Annotated in this window: 12 protein-coding genes; 5 read left to right on the top strand and 7 right to left on the bottom strand. The window is 59.9% G+C overall.

Annotation, left to right across the window (positions count from 1 at the left end):
* Positions 1–8: 8 nt before the first annotated feature.
* From E2F43_RS09175 to E2F43_RS09165, 3 genes are read right to left on the bottom strand one after another with little or no spacing between them, the layout of a single operon-like run.
* Positions 9–3,677, bottom strand: coding sequence for a translocation/assembly module TamB domain-containing protein (locus E2F43_RS09175; RefSeq protein ID WP_133211893.1), 3,669 nt, complete (start codon positions 3,675–3,677; stop codon positions 9–11).
* On the bottom strand, positions 3,674–5,401 hold the full coding sequence (locus E2F43_RS09170; protein WP_133211891.1) for an autotransporter assembly complex protein TamA: 1,728 nt from the start codon (positions 5,399–5,401) through the stop codon (positions 3,674–3,676). Before E2F43_RS09170 ends, E2F43_RS09175 begins: the two co-directional genes overlap by 4 nt.
* Before the next feature lie 26 nt (positions 5,402–5,427).
* The gene (locus E2F43_RS09165) at positions 5,428–6,048 is read right to left on the bottom strand and encodes a class I SAM-dependent methyltransferase (RefSeq protein WP_133211889.1); all 621 of its coding nucleotides are present in this window, start codon (positions 6,046–6,048) and stop codon (positions 5,428–5,430) included.
* Between the two features lie 98 nt (positions 6,049–6,146).
* On the opposite strand from E2F43_RS09165, the gene pap reads away from it, so the two are divergent.
* On the top strand, positions 6,147–7,607 hold the full coding sequence (gene pap / locus E2F43_RS09160) for a polyphosphate:AMP phosphotransferase (protein ID WP_133211887.1): 1,461 nt from the start codon (positions 6,147–6,149) through the stop codon (positions 7,605–7,607).
* Positions 7,608–7,671: 64 nt separating this feature from the next.
* On the opposite strand, the gene E2F43_RS09155 is transcribed toward pap, so the two are convergent.
* Positions 7,672–7,863, bottom strand: coding sequence for a hypothetical protein (locus E2F43_RS09155; RefSeq protein WP_133211885.1), 192 nt, complete (start codon positions 7,861–7,863; stop codon positions 7,672–7,674).
* A 19-nt stretch (positions 7,864–7,882) separates the two neighbouring features.
* Positions 7,883–8,623, bottom strand: coding sequence for a lysophospholipid acyltransferase family protein (locus E2F43_RS09150; protein ID WP_133211883.1), 741 nt, complete (start codon positions 8,621–8,623; stop codon positions 7,883–7,885).
* Positions 8,624–8,803: 180 nt separating this feature from the next.
* Here E2F43_RS09150 and E2F43_RS09145 point away from each other — a divergent pair, with 180 nt between their 5' ends.
* The 4 genes from E2F43_RS09145 (at position 8,804) to E2F43_RS09130 (ending at position 11,907) form a co-directional block, all read left to right on the top strand.
* The gene (locus E2F43_RS09145; RefSeq protein WP_133211881.1) at positions 8,804–9,139 is read left to right on the top strand and encodes a hypothetical protein; all 336 of its coding nucleotides are present in this window, start codon (positions 8,804–8,806) and stop codon (positions 9,137–9,139) included.
* Between the two features lie 157 nt (positions 9,140–9,296).
* A complete protein-coding gene (locus E2F43_RS09140) occupies positions 9,297–10,292 on the top strand; it encodes an FAS1-like dehydratase domain-containing protein (protein WP_133211879.1) in 996 nt (331 codons plus the stop codon).
* 32 nt (positions 10,293–10,324) lie between these two features.
* Positions 10,325–11,134, top strand: a complete 810-nt coding sequence (locus E2F43_RS09135) for an SDR family NAD(P)-dependent oxidoreductase (RefSeq protein ID WP_133211877.1) — start codon at positions 10,325–10,327, stop codon at positions 11,132–11,134.
* 11 nt (positions 11,135–11,145) lie between these two features.
* Positions 11,146–11,907: an SDR family oxidoreductase gene (locus E2F43_RS09130; protein ID WP_133211875.1), complete on the top strand. Its 762-nt coding sequence runs from the start codon at positions 11,146–11,148 to the stop codon at positions 11,905–11,907.
* A 36-nt stretch (positions 11,908–11,943) separates the two neighbouring features.
* Here the strand turns inward: E2F43_RS09130 and E2F43_RS09125 are convergent, their stop codons facing one another.
* Both E2F43_RS09125 and E2F43_RS09120 read right to left on the bottom strand, forming a co-directional pair.
* Positions 11,944–12,813: a TIGR03619 family F420-dependent LLM class oxidoreductase gene (locus E2F43_RS09125; protein WP_133211873.1), complete on the bottom strand. Its 870-nt coding sequence runs from the start codon at positions 12,811–12,813 to the stop codon at positions 11,944–11,946.
* Between the two features lie 112 nt (positions 12,814–12,925).
* The gene (locus tag E2F43_RS09120) at positions 12,926–15,274 is read right to left on the bottom strand and encodes a TonB-dependent receptor (RefSeq protein WP_133211871.1); all 2,349 of its coding nucleotides are present in this window, start codon (positions 15,272–15,274) and stop codon (positions 12,926–12,928) included.
* Positions 15,275–15,417 lie beyond the last annotated feature (143 nt).

The following is a 15,417-nucleotide window of genomic DNA, read 5'->3' as shown; positions in this document are numbered from 1 at the left end:
CCCCGGGGTCAGTCAATGTCGAAGGAGTAGTAGAGGTCAGCGGAATTTTCGAGTTCGCTGACCACTTCCAGCCACAGTCTGCTCTGCAGGTATAATCGAGCAGTCAACACGTTAATGGGCTGGTAGAGCCCGCGCCCGAAGGACAGGTATAACCGGTTTCCTATGTAGCCACTGACTGTGGCGGCGGTGTCATCCTCATCGCCACTGGCGCCGAAGGCCACATCGTTGATCAGGGGCAAGCGGTTCAGCTGGTCGACGATTCCGCTCCTGTTGACGACACTGGCTCCCATCGACAGCGCCAGCGCGGTACCATCCGCCCCGGCACCGGCATCCAGGCCCCTGCCCCGCACCAGGTAGGACATGACTTCACCCTGTGGCATGACCGGATCCGAATACACCTCCAGCACCGGTTCATCCAGCGTGCCCTGCAGGCGCGCCCCCACGGAGACGTTGTCTGCGCGAATATCCCGCTCTGCGGTGATGTTCAGTGCCGGGTTGTCTATCGGCCCGGAAAAGGCAATAGTGCCGCTGCGAATCTGCAGACGCTGGCGATAAGCCTCAAGCTCACCCCCGATCAGGTTGAGATTGCCAAACACCTGAGGGTCCTTGCCCCGTTCGGCCACCACGCGCAGATCGCCTCCCAGGGTCGCCCGCAAGCCCTCGCCCTCCACCTGAAAGCGGTCCTTTATCCGCACCCAGACATCCGCGCTGAGATCGAACTGTCGCTCCTGTGTGATCACATTGCCCCGCGTGTCGACCACCACGACTTCCCGTGACATGCCGACACTGCCAGCAGGCAATTCCTCGTGTCTCAATACGCCTTCATGAACCTGGACCTCACCCTGCACATCGAGTAACTCTTCGGTCATAAACAAGGTCAATTCCTCGGACACCAGCACTTCCGAAGCCGGGGGCAGCAAAATCAGGTGACGCTCGCCGTTCACCGTCAACTGCACCTGCAGTTGCGGCTGGGTGGTGATTTGCCCCTGCAGGGCAATCGCACCCTCGCCCAGGTTCGCCGTGCCCGCCAGTTCAGCCTGTTCACCGTCGAGGCGCAAATCCAGGGCGAGATCCGAGAGCACCGTTGGATTCGCTACCGCCACCATGCGCCCATCCCGTAGCCGCAGGTTTCCTGTCGCCAGCGGCTCCAGCGGCGTTCCGGACAACACCAGTTCACCGGACAGGGAACCCCCCAGTTCGGCCAACTCCGTCACCCATGGCGACAGCATTGAAAGTTGCAGACTGTCGAGGGTAAGGCTCCCTGCGATGGTGCCCTGGGCGCTCGCAGGCAGTGATCCGTCCAGCGTGAGTACCTGCAGGTTGTCCCGGATAATGGCGCCGGTCACTGCCAGGCTGTCGTCGTCCTGGCGCGCCAGCATCAAATCCATCGCCTGCCACTCCACACTTACCCGCTCGCCCAGGCCGTAGTGGCGGGTGGCGCGCATGTCGCGGGCCTTTACGGCGGCCTCCAGCTGCATCCGTTCCCCGGGCTGCCAGGCCGCATCGAGGCTGGCATCGAGCTGGCCACCAATCCGGAACCCACGTGGTAGCAGGCCGTTGAAGGCGCGAACATTGCCCACCAGGTCCAGGTTGAGGTTACCACTGCCGCCAATGCCGGCGGGGCCGGCGCAGAGGCTGAATTCACTGTGGCGCCAGCAGTGGGGCGCGACAGCGAGTTGGTTCATTTCAGCTAACCACCCCAGCCCGACCGTTTCCTCCAGCAACCAGTCACCCGAACCCGTCGCCAGCCGGGCCGGCGCCAGCTGGCCGGACCACTGGCCCGAGGCCACTGTGCCCTCAACTTGCAGGGTGCCGCTAACATCCCCGGCGGATGTCAGCTGCAGCCGATGGCTGGCGAATGAGCCATCCACCACCAGGGCCACTTCCCGCAGTTCGTAACCGCTACTGCCAATGGCAGGCGCCTGCAAGCTGGCGGCCAGGCGCTGCTCCTTGCCCGCATAGTCCAGGTCGAGATTGACGCGCCCCAGGTCTACACCCTGTAACTGGATGTTTTCTGCATGTCCTCGCAATTGCAGCTCTTCACGGCCCAGGGTTCCGCTGCCGGTGATCTCAATCCGGCCCTGGGCGCCCGCTATCCAGCGCCCCAGGTCGTCCAGCTGAAATTGCAGCCGGGCGGCTCCAACCCCCTCCCCGGCACGCACCTTGAGTCTGGCGCCATTGGCATCGAGTTGCGTTTCCCCGGGCAGTAGCTGCAGCTGCGAATTAATCCCCCCCTCACCGTGGGCGACCGCCGGCAGGCCCAGATAGTCGCCGGCGATATCCAGTTCTTTCCAGCGCAGCGACCAGGACTCCTGATTACCGGCCAGTAACAGCTTCAGAGTGCCCGCCAGGCTTCCCGCCGAACGCCCCTCAGAGCCAGGCAACGCAAGACCCGGAGAACTGACGTCGGCGACCAGGTTCCAGTCCCGCCCCCAGTTCAACACACCGGTCGCCTGCAATTGACTCTGGCTGTCGCGATCGGTGAGGTCCACCAAGCCCAGTTCGAGCTCGGTGCCTGACAGGGATCCGGCGACCTGCAGCTGCAAAGCTGCATAGCCAAGTCCTGTGGCACCGGCAATCAGGTTAAACTGCTGGGTCTCCAGCGTGCCCTCGAAGCGGCCTGTTACCGGGCCAGTCAATACCAGTTGGCCCCAGTATCCACCGCTTGCCAGTATCTCTCCCAGACTGGTCGCAGCGGGCCAGCGGGCAGTGACACCGCCGTCGAAAGGCAGGCCCGCCGCCAGCACATTGGCCTGCAATTCGACGGCCAGCCCCGGGTCGCCGGTGGCTGTCAAGTCAACCATCAGTTGCCGCAGGTCGCCCTGTACGCCAAGTTGCATCGGCCGTCGCGCCAGCAGTTCGCCCCCACTATCGGCCAGTGTCAAATCAGCGGCCAGGGACAATCCCCAGTCGTCCTCGAATTGCACCCTGCCCTGGACCGAGGCCCGGCCCAGTGATTCGCTGTTCACTGTCAGCTCTGTCAGTTGCAGTGCATACTCCCGCCAGGAAGCCGTTAGCGAGAGTCGATCAATCTGCTGCGCCTGTTCACCGACATGGACTTGCGCATCGGTCATCTCCAGGTTGCGGACGACAAGTTCCAGGGGCATGTAAATGGCCGGCGGCTCAAACCCCTGATAACCGTCGTCGACACTGTCGCCGGCGTCGATAAACAAACCGGGTGAGTTCACGTTCAGGGAAAACACTTCCAGTACGGACTCCGCCAGTTGCAGGTCAGCGACAAGGTTTTCCTGTTGCCAGCGCCCTCCGGGCCATCCGATATACAGCTGCGCCACCTGCAGGTCGGGCGCTCGGTAGATGAAGGGGATCTCAATTAATTCCGGGTCAGCCCGGTTGAGCTCGCTTTCACCCTCGGTGACCTCAAGGCGCAGGGACTGGACGCGCAATTCGTCGAAGCAGAATGCGCTTTGCCAGAAACAGTCGATGTCCAGGTGGGTGTCCACGCCCTCCAGCGTCAGTTCGACAGTATCCAGTTGCAGGCCCACCCGCGTTAACTCAAGTTCACCGAACAGGCTGCCGCTGCCGTAATCCACCTGTACCAGACCGGTCTGGTTAAGCCCCAACACCAGGGTCCGGGTGCCAATGCTGGAGAAAGGCAGCGTCACGAGCAGCAAACACAGTAGCAGCAGCAGTGCCGCCACCCAGGCCAGAAGCTTCAAAATTCGGCTCCTATCGACAGGTGGAAGCGCCAGGACGGGTTGTCATCGGTTACCGGGTTGGCCAGATCCAGCCTGATGGCGCCGATCGGGGTGACATAATGGACACCGAAGCCGGCGCCGACGCTGGCCTCAAACTGCCCCTCGTCAAACGCATCGCCCGCGTCGATAAACAGGGCGCCACGCCAGTTCTTGTTGAAACTGTACTGGTACTCGGCACTGCCGATGAGCAGGCGATCGCCACCTATCACCAGGGTCACTTCTTCGCCATCGTCCGCGATAAACGTGGCCTCGTTGCCGATGGACTGGTAACTGTAACCGCGAATACTCTGGTTACCGCCGGCAAAAAAGTTGAGCGATGGCGCCAGCTGATCTCGCTCACCTGCGTCGAGAAATACGGCACCGATATCGCCGCGAAACACCAGCCGGTGGCGTTCGGCAAGCGTATGGATGAAACCGTAGTCGGCGGTGAGACGCAACAGGTCCACATCGGACCCCAGTTCCTGCGACCCCAGTTCGACGCGGTACCATTGGCTGAATCCGCCCGTGGGGTTCACCAGGGCGCCCCGGTGAACCCGCTGGGAGAGGGAAAATCCCGGCAGCAGGTAATCGTTCTCGCGATCCAGCCCCTGTGCCTTCCAGGACTCATTCAATGCCCGCAGGGAGTAACTGCGCACCCACTCGCCACGCTTGATTTCCCGACGTGTGCCCAGCTCCTGCTGGATGCTGTCGAGGTCGCCAAACTCGTTATCCTCTACCCTGGCGGTCAGTTGCAGCACATCGTTAAGCGGGTCCGATAGCGGGATGTTGTAGGTCACACGGCCACTCGGATTGATCCGGGAATACTGCAACCGGGATTCCTGGCTGTGTCCATGGCGGTTGATACGCGGAGTGCGCCAGGTCAGGGAAACACGCTCCTGGGTATCGGTACTGAAGCCAACACCGACATTAATGCTGTGCCGCTTGGCGGGAAAGAGGTCCAGTGTCAGAGGCACCTGGCCATCAGTGGCGGCATTTGCCTGGGGCCGCAGAATGACGGTGGAAAAGTACCCGGTGCGCTGCAACCTGGCCTGCGTTTCCTGCAGTTTTTGCTGTTCGTAGGGCTCGCCGACCGGGGTCTGCAACAACGGCTCCAGCAACCCCGGCTTGACGATATCCTGGTCGTAACTGAGGGGGCCAAAGACAAAGCGGGAGCCGCTCTCATAGTGCAGTGAGACATCGGCCAGGCCGCTGACCGGCTCCACCGCAATACGGGCCTCGCTAAAGACGCCATCAAAATACCCTCTGCGCTGCCCCAGGTTACTGATGCTGCGCCGGAATTTCTCGTAGACCGCGTGATTGAGAACCTCGCCGGGTTTCAGTGGCGATTGCTGTAACAGTTTGGTAAACGTCGGATCGGTATCCGCATCGCCGCTGATGCGCACATCCACATTGCCGTACACAACTGGCTCACCGGGTTCCACGGTGATTGACAGCGTCCAGGTATCAGGGGCGCGCTTCAGATTCAGGTCGACGTCGGCCCGGTAGTATCCCAGTGCCTGCAGGCTTTGCTCCACCTTGCGCCGGGCCGAGTACAGATAGTTGGTTCGCGCCTGGGGGGTATTGGGTGGGTCACCCAGCCAGGCCAGGGCGTTCTCCCGCAGCTCTCCGTCCAGTCCGTCCAGAGTGACCGCAAGCAGTTGGGCCCGGGCAGGCAGCGCACACAGGGCGGCCAGAACGATCAACAATAAGGCAGGATATCGCAACAGCTGCCTCAAACCGCCCTTGCACCGCCCCAATAGTTGTAGCCGGCAAATCTTGGCGTCCCGGGAATATACGCCTGCTCCAGCGTGTTCATGGCGAAGCCGGCCTGCTGCAACAGTGTGGGTATGTCCCGGTTGAGATTACAGCCCCCGCAAATGGCCCGCCATGCCGGGTTAATCCTGGCCTGCCAGCGCTGCACTGAGTGATCGGGCGCGATGCCGTGCTCACAGAACATGAGTTCGCCCCCGGGGCGCAATACCCGCGACATGCCCTGCAGGGCGGTCACCGGATCCGGGATCGTGCACAGCGCATAGGTCACCAAAACGGTGTCCACGCTGTCATCCGGCAAAGGAATCTGCTCACCGGGTAAACCAATAAATTCCACTTCAAAGTCCAGGTTGGCTGCCCGTTTTGCGGCCAGTTCCCAGGACTTCTCCGATGGATCAAGGCCGATCACCTTTTTCACCTTCGCCGGGTCGTAGTAAGGCAGATTCAGTCCGGTGCCGATACCGATCTCCAGAACCGTGCCCGACGCCGCGGGAACCACTTTTTCCCGCTGTTTCATCATCGGCCTGGTGCTGCAGGCGCAGTTGATCATGCGAGGAAGAATATATTTCTCGTAAATGCCCATAGTGAAGCTCCTTCTAGAGCTCCAATTATAGTCGCTTCGCGGGGGCAAAAATACGTTAAAGTATTCACTTCACTCGCGTTCGGGAAGCGGCTCGACCCATGTTTGACCAGTTTGAAGCCCAGGCACCTCTGGACAAGGAGAGTTTTGAACGCCAGTCGCTGGCGCTACGCCAGCAATTGCTGGAAATCCAGTTCTCCCTGGAAAATACCCGGCACCCGGTGATCATTGTGCTTGCGGGACTGGACGGCGCCGGCAAGGGCGTGCTGGTTCATCGGCTCAACGAATGGATGGACCCCCGTGGGATCGAGACCAACACCTATTGGGAGCACTCAGACGAAGAGGAAAGCCGCCCCTATTTGTGGCGTTTCTGGCGCCAGTTGCCACAGCGGGGCCGGATCGGTATTTTCCTGGGATCCTGGTACACGCAGGTGACTCAGCAGCGGGTGGACGGGACAATCGATGATCAGGCCGTCGAGGCGTTCTGCCGGCGCATCACCGAATTCGAGCGTCAGCTCAGCGATGACGGCGCCATAGTTATCAAGCTCTGGCTACATATCTCCCAGGAGACCCAGCGCCGGCAACTGGAAGAAAAAGCCCCGCGACGCCAGCAAAACCCGCGGGTTACCGATCACCCCTATGAACTGGTCGGCAAATACCAACAGGCCATGGCCACCTCAAAGGTGGTAATCCGCAACACCCAGACGTTCCAATGTCCCTGGCATATTATCGACGGGGAGGACCGCAACTATCGGGAAATCAAGGCCGGGGAAATCATCCGCGATACCGTTATCCGGCGCATTGAGAATCTTGAACCACCCGCACCCCTGGAGCAGCTTCCCGAACCACAGAACGCCCTGGCCAGTGTGGATCTGGGCAAGTCCCTCGAAAAAAGTGCTTACAAGAAACAGTTGCGGAAATACCAGGCCATGCTGCAGGACCTTGCCTGGGAAGGCTACCGCCAGAAGCGCTCGCTGGTGGCGGTGTTTGAGGGCTGGGACGGTGCCGGTAAGGGCTCGGCAATACGCCGGGTAACCGGAGCGATAGATCCCCGCCTCTACAAACTGGTACAGATCGCGGCGCCGACTGACGAAGAACTTGCCCAACACTACAGCTGGCGTTTCTGGCGCAGCCTGCAGCGGGACGGTCGGGCCACCCTCTTCGACCGATCCTGGTATGGACGCGTTATGGTGGAACGAGTGGAAAGGTTCGCGACCGAGGCGGAGTGGTCCCGTGCCTACCGGGAAATCAATGAATTCGAACGGGAACTTACTCTGCACGGATCAATTGTTGCCAAGTTCTGGATCCACATAGACCAGGATGAACAACTGACACGGTTCCGGGCCCGCGAACAGGAGCCGTACAAGCGCCATAAAATTACCGACGAGGACTGGCGCAACCGGGAGAAATGGCCAGCCTACGAGACGGCGGTCAACCAGATGATCGCCCAGACCCACAGCGAGCACGCGCCCTGGACCCTGGTCGCGGGTAACAGCAAATACTTTGCCCGGATAAAAATCCTCAAGACCCTGTGCAAGGCCATGGAACAGGCACTTTACTGACGGTGCAGTTACCGGGCAGTTGTGTCCAGCGCTTTCAGGTGCACGATGCCGAACAGGAACACGTTCAGCAGGTGCACAGGCAGCGAACCGCCCGCTTGCCGGCAGCGGTAAAATAGAGCCCCGCTTGCAACAGGTGGGCGAGCGCCAGGACACCCAGCGTGTACGCTGAGTAGGTAGCCAGCTGGCCACGGGCCAGCAGTGCGGCGAGTATCAGGGCCGCATAAATAAGCAGGATGACGGTTTTGGCGACAGACATTCAGTCTGCTCTCCACTGTTCAGTGATACGCCTCAGGGTCCAGTCGGCGCATTTCCGCCTCAATCCAGCGCTCTATCTCTTCCATCAGTTCACCCTGTTCACGGCCATCGGCGGATACCGGTTGGCCGATAGAGACATCAATAGTCCCCGGAATAAACCAGAATGAACGGCGCGGCCAGCATCGCCCCGAGGTGACCGCTATCGGAATCACGTAGGCGCCGGTGGCCACCGCCAGGCGAGTGGCGCCGGTCTTGTAGACGCCCTTACCGCCCCGCTCCGTGCGGGTGCCCTCGGGAAACATGATGATCCACTTGCCCTGATCCATCAGTACCTGGCCCTCTTCCGCGACCTTGGTCCACGCCTCAGACCGCCTGCTGCGATCAATATGGACCATATTGAGTCGCGCCATCGCCCAGCCGAATATGGGGATTCTGAGCAGCTCCTTCTTGAAGACGTATGACAACGGGTGGGATGCCATGCTGGGAAAATAAAAGGTCTCCCAGGTTGACTGGTGTTTGGGGCACAGGACTACCCGGCGCATGTCATCAGGCCCGGGCAGGTTCTCCTCGCCGTGAACCCGGTAATTGACCCCACCGACAACACGTGCTGTACCGATGACCCCTTTCAACCAGGGTACCGCAAACCACCACCAGAGCTTTCTATCATCGAGAAACAGGGAACTGAGCAGCAGCGCCAGCCCCACCGGTATCACGGTGAGCACAATCCAGCTGAAAACCAGTAGCGAGCGAATGACGTTCATTTATTATCCTTGGAATTTCCAGCTGTGCATTAAACCAGAGCCGGGGTTGGCTGAAAACCATGCCAGGCCAAACTCGCGGGTTGACCAGCCGATGGTCCCAATGGCCCTGTCAATACCAGCGCTGACCGGTATACTAAGGGGTTTGCACATCAGCTGCACTTGCAGTGTTATCGGGGAGCCGTGAAGAAACCCATTTCCAAAGACGAGATCCGGGCCGAACTCGAGCGTGAAACCGAGCGCTTCCTGAAACGCGGTGGCCAGGTGGAAAACGTTCCCCGGGGGCTGAGTGGCAAAGACCCCGGCGACCCGCCCCTGTTTCTCAATCGGCGGCTCTTTATTGAGCCCAAAGCCTCGCGAACCCTGGTGCCCGAAGTGGTAGCGGCTATCGAGGCGCGCCGCCAGGAGCGCTTCAAACGCAAGCCCGGCCGCAAGCGGTCACGGCTTCCACAACCCCGCCGCAAGATCATCTACGACGACTTCGGCGAGCCACTGCGTAAAGTCTGGGTCGAGGAATAGACTTTCCGCTGTGCCGGCATTGCCGGCTCCGGCCCAGCGCCTGTTCCGCTCACCGCGCGCTGACTGGTTTCAAATGTCAATGCATTAGACAGTTTCGGCGCTGGTGGCGACAGCGGCAAGAGATTATCTTGCACCTGCAGACAACGGGAGTATCACCGTGACCGCTTTTGAATCCGCAGAGCTGCAAGCCCTCACGGGCCAGCGCCTGGGCCCCTACAATAGCTTCAACCCTGTCAGCAGGGTGCAGATATGGCAGTGGTGCAGCGCCATGGGAGACCGTAATCCGCTCTACCTGGACGAGGCGTACCAGGCCAGCGCAGGTATTACCCTGCCGGTGGCGCCGCCGGCCATGATGCAGATGTGGACCATGCGTGATATCAACATGGACTATGCGCCCGGTTCCACCGATGCACAACCCTACCGGGTATTTGACGAGCTCAGTGCCCGCGGCTTCCCCGACAATGTGGCAGTCAGTTACGACATCAGGTTTCACCGCTATCTTGTCGAAGGCGAGCGCCCCCACCATTACACCACGGTGGTCTCTATCAGCCCGCTCAAAACCACGGCCCTTGGCCCGGGTTATTTTGTCACCGAACGGGTGGAATACCTTGACCAGGAGGAAAGCTGTTTCGCCGAGGCGCTGATTACCTATTTCCAGTACCGGGCCGAAGCAAGCTCCGGGGGGACACCCGGAAATCCCGACGCAAGCCCCACTGGCGACTTGGAACAGGACAACACCCTGCCTGACTTCCAGCCGTTGAACATCACCACGCTCGAGCCGGGCCAGGCGCTGCCGCATCTGAGTATTCCGATCACTCACAAGTTGATCGTCGGTGGCGCCATCGCGTCACAGGATTTCATCGACGTACACCACAACGCGCCCGCCGCCAGGGCCGCGGCAATGCCTGATATTTTCATGAATATACTGACTACCTGCGGGCTCTGTGGGCGCTATCTGAGTGACTGGGCAGGTCCTCAGAGCCGGCTGCAAGCACTCAGGCTCAAGTTACTCGCCCCCAATGTACCGGGGGATACGATGCTCTTGCAGGGTACTGTCTGCGAGATCCGGGAAGGGCAGCTGGTGGACGTGGAGTTCAAGGGCAGCAATAGCCGCGGTTTTCACGTTACCGGCAGCGCTACCCTGTCGTTGTAGGTCAAACGCATTACAAGTCTGGAGAAAACACCATGAGCGAACCAAGATTTGCCGGCCGGGTTGCCATCGTTACCGGTGGCAGCATGGGCATTGGCCGTGCCACGGCCCTGCAGTTGGCCAGAGAAGGGGCACAGGTTATCGCCTGTGCACGGCGCATGCCGCGCCTGGAGAGCCTGGCCAACGAAATCGCGGATTTCGGAGGCAAGTTCAAGGGCGTGGAGCTGGATATCGGCAATCTGGAGTCCTTCGCCCGCCTGATCGAGGAGTCGGCACAGGAGTATGGCCGCCTCGATGTGCTGGTCAACAACGCTCCCACGGTGATAGGCGGCATGATTCTCGACCAGAACATTGAGGACTGGCGCGCCAACTTCGGCGTGTGTGTGGAGAGTGTGTTTATCGGGGTGCAGGCAGCCCTGAAAATAATGCAGCCCCAGGGCAGCGGGTCAATCATCAACATTTCCTCGGTCAGCAGTCTGCGGGCAGGCATGGCAGCAGGCGCCTACTCGGCGGCCAAGGCGGCGGTCAACCAGTTCAGCATGTGCGCGGCTATGGAGGCTGCGCCGCACGGCGTGAGAGTCAACGTTGTTGCTCCAGGCGCCGTGGAAACCCCCGGGCTTGACGCTTCAGTGATGAAAAACGATGCGATGAAAAAACTGATGGCGGGGTCTATCCCCATTCAACGGCTGGGGACACCCGAGGACCTGGCTAACAGCATCTGTTTCCTCGCTTCCGATGAGGCTGCATTCATCACCGGGGTGGTATTACCCGTCGATGGCGGAAAAACACCCCAGCTGCATGTCCCCGACTGGGAGCTGACCCTGGATAACCGGGACGTGAAATAGCGAGGAATAGTATGGGTACTTACGTTATTACCGGCGGCGCCAGCGGAATTGGCAAGGCCATTGCGGAACAGTTGCAAAGTGAAGGGCACCAGACTCTGTCGGTGGATATACAGGATGCCGATATTGTTGCCGACCTGGCCTCGCCCGAAGGGCGCAATGCCGCGGTAGCGGCGATTATGCAAGCGACCGACGCTGGCTTGCAGGGGCTGGTCACCAGCGCGGGGGTCGGCTCTCACGTGTCCAACAATGCACTGATTACCAACGTGAACTACTTTGGCAGCGTGGAGTTGATCCAGAAACTCGAGGACCACCTGGCAGCCCATAACGCCAGCGTATTGCTGGTTTCATCGAACTCCGCACCCATGGAAACCAATCCCGAATTTGTACAGAGCCTGTTACAGGGGGACGCCGAGCGCGCCTGCGCTTTGGCGGAACAGATGCAGGGTCATCCGGTTTACTCGGGAACCAAGCAGGCTGTGACCCTGTGGATGCGCCGCAATGCCGCCGCCTTCGCCGGCAAGGGCATTCGCATCAACGCCATCGGCCCCGGCTACACCCGGACGCCCCTGAGCGCAGCGGTTGAGGACAACCCGGACTACGGTGAGGCGATAAAGCAATTTATTGCTTCCATACCGGTGGGCAGACCCGGCACGCCCGAGGACATGGCAGACGCTGCCAGCTTCCTGCTCGGTGACCGGGCCACCTTTATTTGCGGGGCCATGCTGTTTGTCGACGGCGGCCACGATGCAATGATGCGCCCCGACAGTTTCTAGGGCGGATAGCGCCCCTGAGCCGGGGCGCTGACAGGCTCAGTACTGGCTGATTATCTTCTCCGCAAACCCCTCGATACCTTCAAGTTTTTTCTCCAGGGTAATACCCGGGTCGTAGGGGTTCCAGGGGTTCACACAGATATCGGTCACGCCCAGTGCCTCCAGACGATGGTAGTCATCCATGCTGCGAGCAGTCACATCAAAGGCATGCACTTCAAAGCGGGTTCGCTCATCAGTGCCGTACTCCTGACGGAACTCCGCCAGCGTTCCCAGTATGCCCTTGAGCGTCTCGAAATCACTGTTGGCTGACACCCAGCCATCGCCAAGCCGGGCCGCCCTGCGCAGGGCAGGCCTGGAATGGCCACCGATCAGGATGGGTACCGGCGCCGTGGGAGCCGGTGACAACTTACAACGACCGATAGCGAAATGATCACTCTGGTATTCAAAGTATTCCCCGCTCATCGCCGTCCTGATGATTTCCAGGCACTCGTCAAAAATCTTGCCGCGCTGGTCGAAGTCGACCCCGTTAAAGGTAAAGTCCTCCTTCCAGGGGCTCAATCCCGCGCCGAGGCTGACGCGGTTACCGCTCACTACCGCCAGTGAAGACAGGGCCTTGGCCAGCACCAGCGGCTGGCGCACCGGCACCTTCATCACCGCCGGGTAAAAGCGCAGCTTTTCGGTCGCCGCGGCCATCGAAGCCATGGCAATGAAGGGATCCAGTACCGGCATTCCGTCGAGCACCTGGCGAACGGCGTCGGTATTCATATAGGGATAGTCTGACTCGGTAATTTCCGGGTAGAAAATGCTGTCTGGAATCGCCAGCGAATGAAACCCTGCCGCCTCTGCGGCGCGGGCAAGTTCTGTGTAGTCCTCGGTACCGCCAAGTCCTGTGTGCAAAGAGAATCGCATAGTCCATCCTGTCGTTTCAGTCGGGGCCCGCCGGGCAAGGTTCAGCAGACGGGCAAAAAAAACCGCGCCTGGATTTCAGGCGCGGTCAAGGGAGGCCCCGGAGGGGCGCTGCTCAGAACTCATAACCAACCGACACAGCCCAGGTACGGGGGTTGTTGTAACCGGCTGTCTGGAACAGAGTCAGGTCGAACGTATTGGTGATCACCCGGGTGTCCTCCAGGTTCTTGCCTTCCACGGCCACCCGCCAGTTGCCGCCGGCGCTGCGAAATACGGCCAGGGCATTCCAGATCACATGCTCGTCCTGGATCTGCGCTTCTGCGGCCGCCTCTTTGGTCAGATCAATCGGCGAGTTGGTATAGGAATCGGTCCGGTAGGAGAAATCGGTACCCAGCATCAGGCTGCCCCAGTCGGCGAGATCGAACTCATAGCTCAGTCGACCGGCTACGGTCCATTCAGGGGAGAAACCGATGGCAGTCGTGTCGGCGATGTCACCACCTGCGGATTCAAATTTCTTCACATCCACATCGAGGTAACCGACGTTCAAGCCAACCACCAGACCGTCCACAGCCGGAAGCCAGGTCATTTCCACCTCAGCACCGCTGGTTGACATTTCGCCCACGTTGTCCACCGTCTCCTCCAGCTCTCCCCCGACCAGGCCAATGGTCGCCAGCTGTTTGTCCTGGTAGTCGTTGTAGAAGATTTCACTGTTAAGCCGCAGGCTGCCATCGAGCAGGGTGGTTTTCATACCCAGGGTGTAAGCGTCGACGACCTCGGGATCGAAGGCGTCGCTTTTACCGCTCTGGTTCTGGAAGCCGCCGGACTTGAACCCGGATGAAAATCCGCCGTAGAACATCAGGTCGTCACCGGCAAACCAGGTCAGCCGTGCGCTGGGCGAAAATTCCGTCCAGTCGTCCTTGGCGTAGGTTGGTTCGGGAAAACTGATATTGATCGCCTGGGTATAGGGGGTCGCCCAGCCAACAAAGGACGGACTGGCCGCTGCATTGGCTTCCTGGCCGGGAGCAATCGCAAGCGGCACGATCCCGAACGGGGTGTTAGCCAGCGCCAGGGCATAGAGTTCCTGGTCCACGGTCGCAGTCTGTGACTCCTCTTTTTCGTCCTTGGTATAGCGGCCGCCCAGCGACAACTGCCAACTCTCGCTAATGTCCCAGTCAACATTTGCGTACACCGACTGCGAGGTCAGGTCGCGGTCATCCAGGTGAGTATCCTTGAACTGAGTCATCATGCCGAGGAGCCGCGGACTCTGCAGGGTGGTGCCGCTGATCTTCGCGCTGCCGTCCAGGTAATAAACCCCCATCACGGCCTGCAGTTTGTCGCCGGTGTAATTAAACTGGAATTCCTGGCTGAAGTCCTCAAACTCCCGGTCGTTGACGGTGTAGATAAAGGTCTGCTCGCTACCGTCGAAATCGAATGGCTGCACATGGTCGGTATTGCGCTGGGCAGTGATCGACTTTACCGACCAGGTATCACTGATATCCCAGTCGATGGTCAGGGCAACCGTGGTTGATTCGATTTCGAACTCATTGAGCAGATCGCCCTGTTCCGTGGACACCTCGTCCGGGTCACTGGGGAGTGATGCATCATTGGGCGACGACAGCAGCCCGGTGCCGGGGGCCAGGAAGAAGTTGGCGCCGTTGGTGAAGAAGTCCAGCTGCTGCATAAATCCTGCGTCAACCCCGCTGCGGTTGGGGATACGCGGGGTCGATTCATCCAGGTTGTAGTCCCCGGACAATTTAAATCGCAGGCTGTCAGTGGCATTCCATACCAGGCTGCCGCGATAGGCTGATACGTCCTGGTCCCAGAAACCATCGCCGTCCAGGGTATTTTCCTGAATGGGATCGCGCTCACGGTACAGGGCGCCAAAGCTGCCCAGCAACGTGTCACCCACAATCGGCCCGGCAATATTGCCCTTTACCTGCAGCAGGTCAAATTCCCCGGTCTTGACCTCCAGGTCACCAGTCAGTTCGTCCGTCGGTTCCCGGGAGATATATTTAATAGCGCCGCCAATGGTATTGCGACCGTACAGGTTTCCCTGGGGACCCTTGAGTACTTCAATCCGCTCCACGTCGTAGACTTCCAGCAGGGAACCCGTGGCGCGGTTCATGTACACGTCATCGACGTAGATACCCACACCCTGAGCAAACTGCGGGTCATTGCCAATACCCCGGACGAAGACGGCAACCGAGCCTGCCTGCAAGCCACCGGTTTCGGTGAGGGTGATGTTGGGGGTCATCCGTTGCAGGTCTTCCATGCCATCGACCTGGGCATCCTGCAGCTGGGCGGCACTGAATGCGGAAACCGCCATCGGCACATCCTGCAAACTCTCCGTCCGCTTGCGGGCGGTCACAATCACCTCTTCCAACTGGGCACTTGCATAGTCTGAAGCCCCCACGGCAGCGACAACCGCCATACTCATCAAAGTGTGTTTGTATTGCTTGTTCATTCGAGCATCTCCAACTTATTAATTATGGTGTTCAAATCGCCACGCTCACAGCCACCGAACGCTACTGCTCACGGTATGGTCAGATTATGTCGGCTCCCTCGTGCCGCCTGTAGAACCAGTCACTTCAACTTTATGTACATTTA

The organism is Seongchinamella unica (genome assembly GCF_004354085.1).
Lineage (GTDB): Bacteria > Pseudomonadota > Gammaproteobacteria > Pseudomonadales > Halieaceae > Halioglobus > Halioglobus unicus.
The sequence above is the reverse complement of the archived record's forward strand: the minus strand, read 5'-3'. Positions and strand labels throughout refer to the sequence as shown.

What these genes read in the sequence shown, in the direction of transcription:
- E2F43_RS09165 (WP_133211889.1), bottom strand. Translation starts at nt 6,048, where the DNA reads ATGGGCATTTACGAGAAATATATTCTTCCTCGCATGATCAACTGCGCC.
- pap (WP_133211887.1), top strand. Translation starts at nt 6,147, where the DNA reads ATGTTTGACCAGTTTGAAGCCCAGGCACCTCTGGACAAGGAGAGTTTT.
- E2F43_RS09155 (WP_133211885.1), bottom strand. Translation starts at nt 7,863, where the DNA reads ATGTCTGTCGCCAAAACCGTCATCCTGCTTATTTATGCGGCCCTGATA.
- E2F43_RS09150 (WP_133211883.1), bottom strand. Translation starts at nt 8,623, where the DNA reads ATGAACGTCATTCGCTCGCTACTGGTTTTCAGCTGGATTGTGCTCACC.
- E2F43_RS09135 (WP_133211877.1), top strand. Translation starts at nt 10,325, where the DNA reads ATGAGCGAACCAAGATTTGCCGGCCGGGTTGCCATCGTTACCGGTGGC.
- E2F43_RS09130 (WP_133211875.1), top strand. Translation starts at nt 11,146, where the DNA reads ATGGGTACTTACGTTATTACCGGCGGCGCCAGCGGAATTGGCAAGGCC.
- E2F43_RS09125 (WP_133211873.1), bottom strand. Translation starts at nt 12,813, where the DNA reads ATGCGATTCTCTTTGCACACAGGACTTGGCGGTACCGAGGACTACACA.
- E2F43_RS09120 (WP_133211871.1), bottom strand. Translation starts at nt 15,274, where the DNA reads ATGAACAAGCAATACAAACACACTTTGATGAGTATGGCGGTTGTCGCT.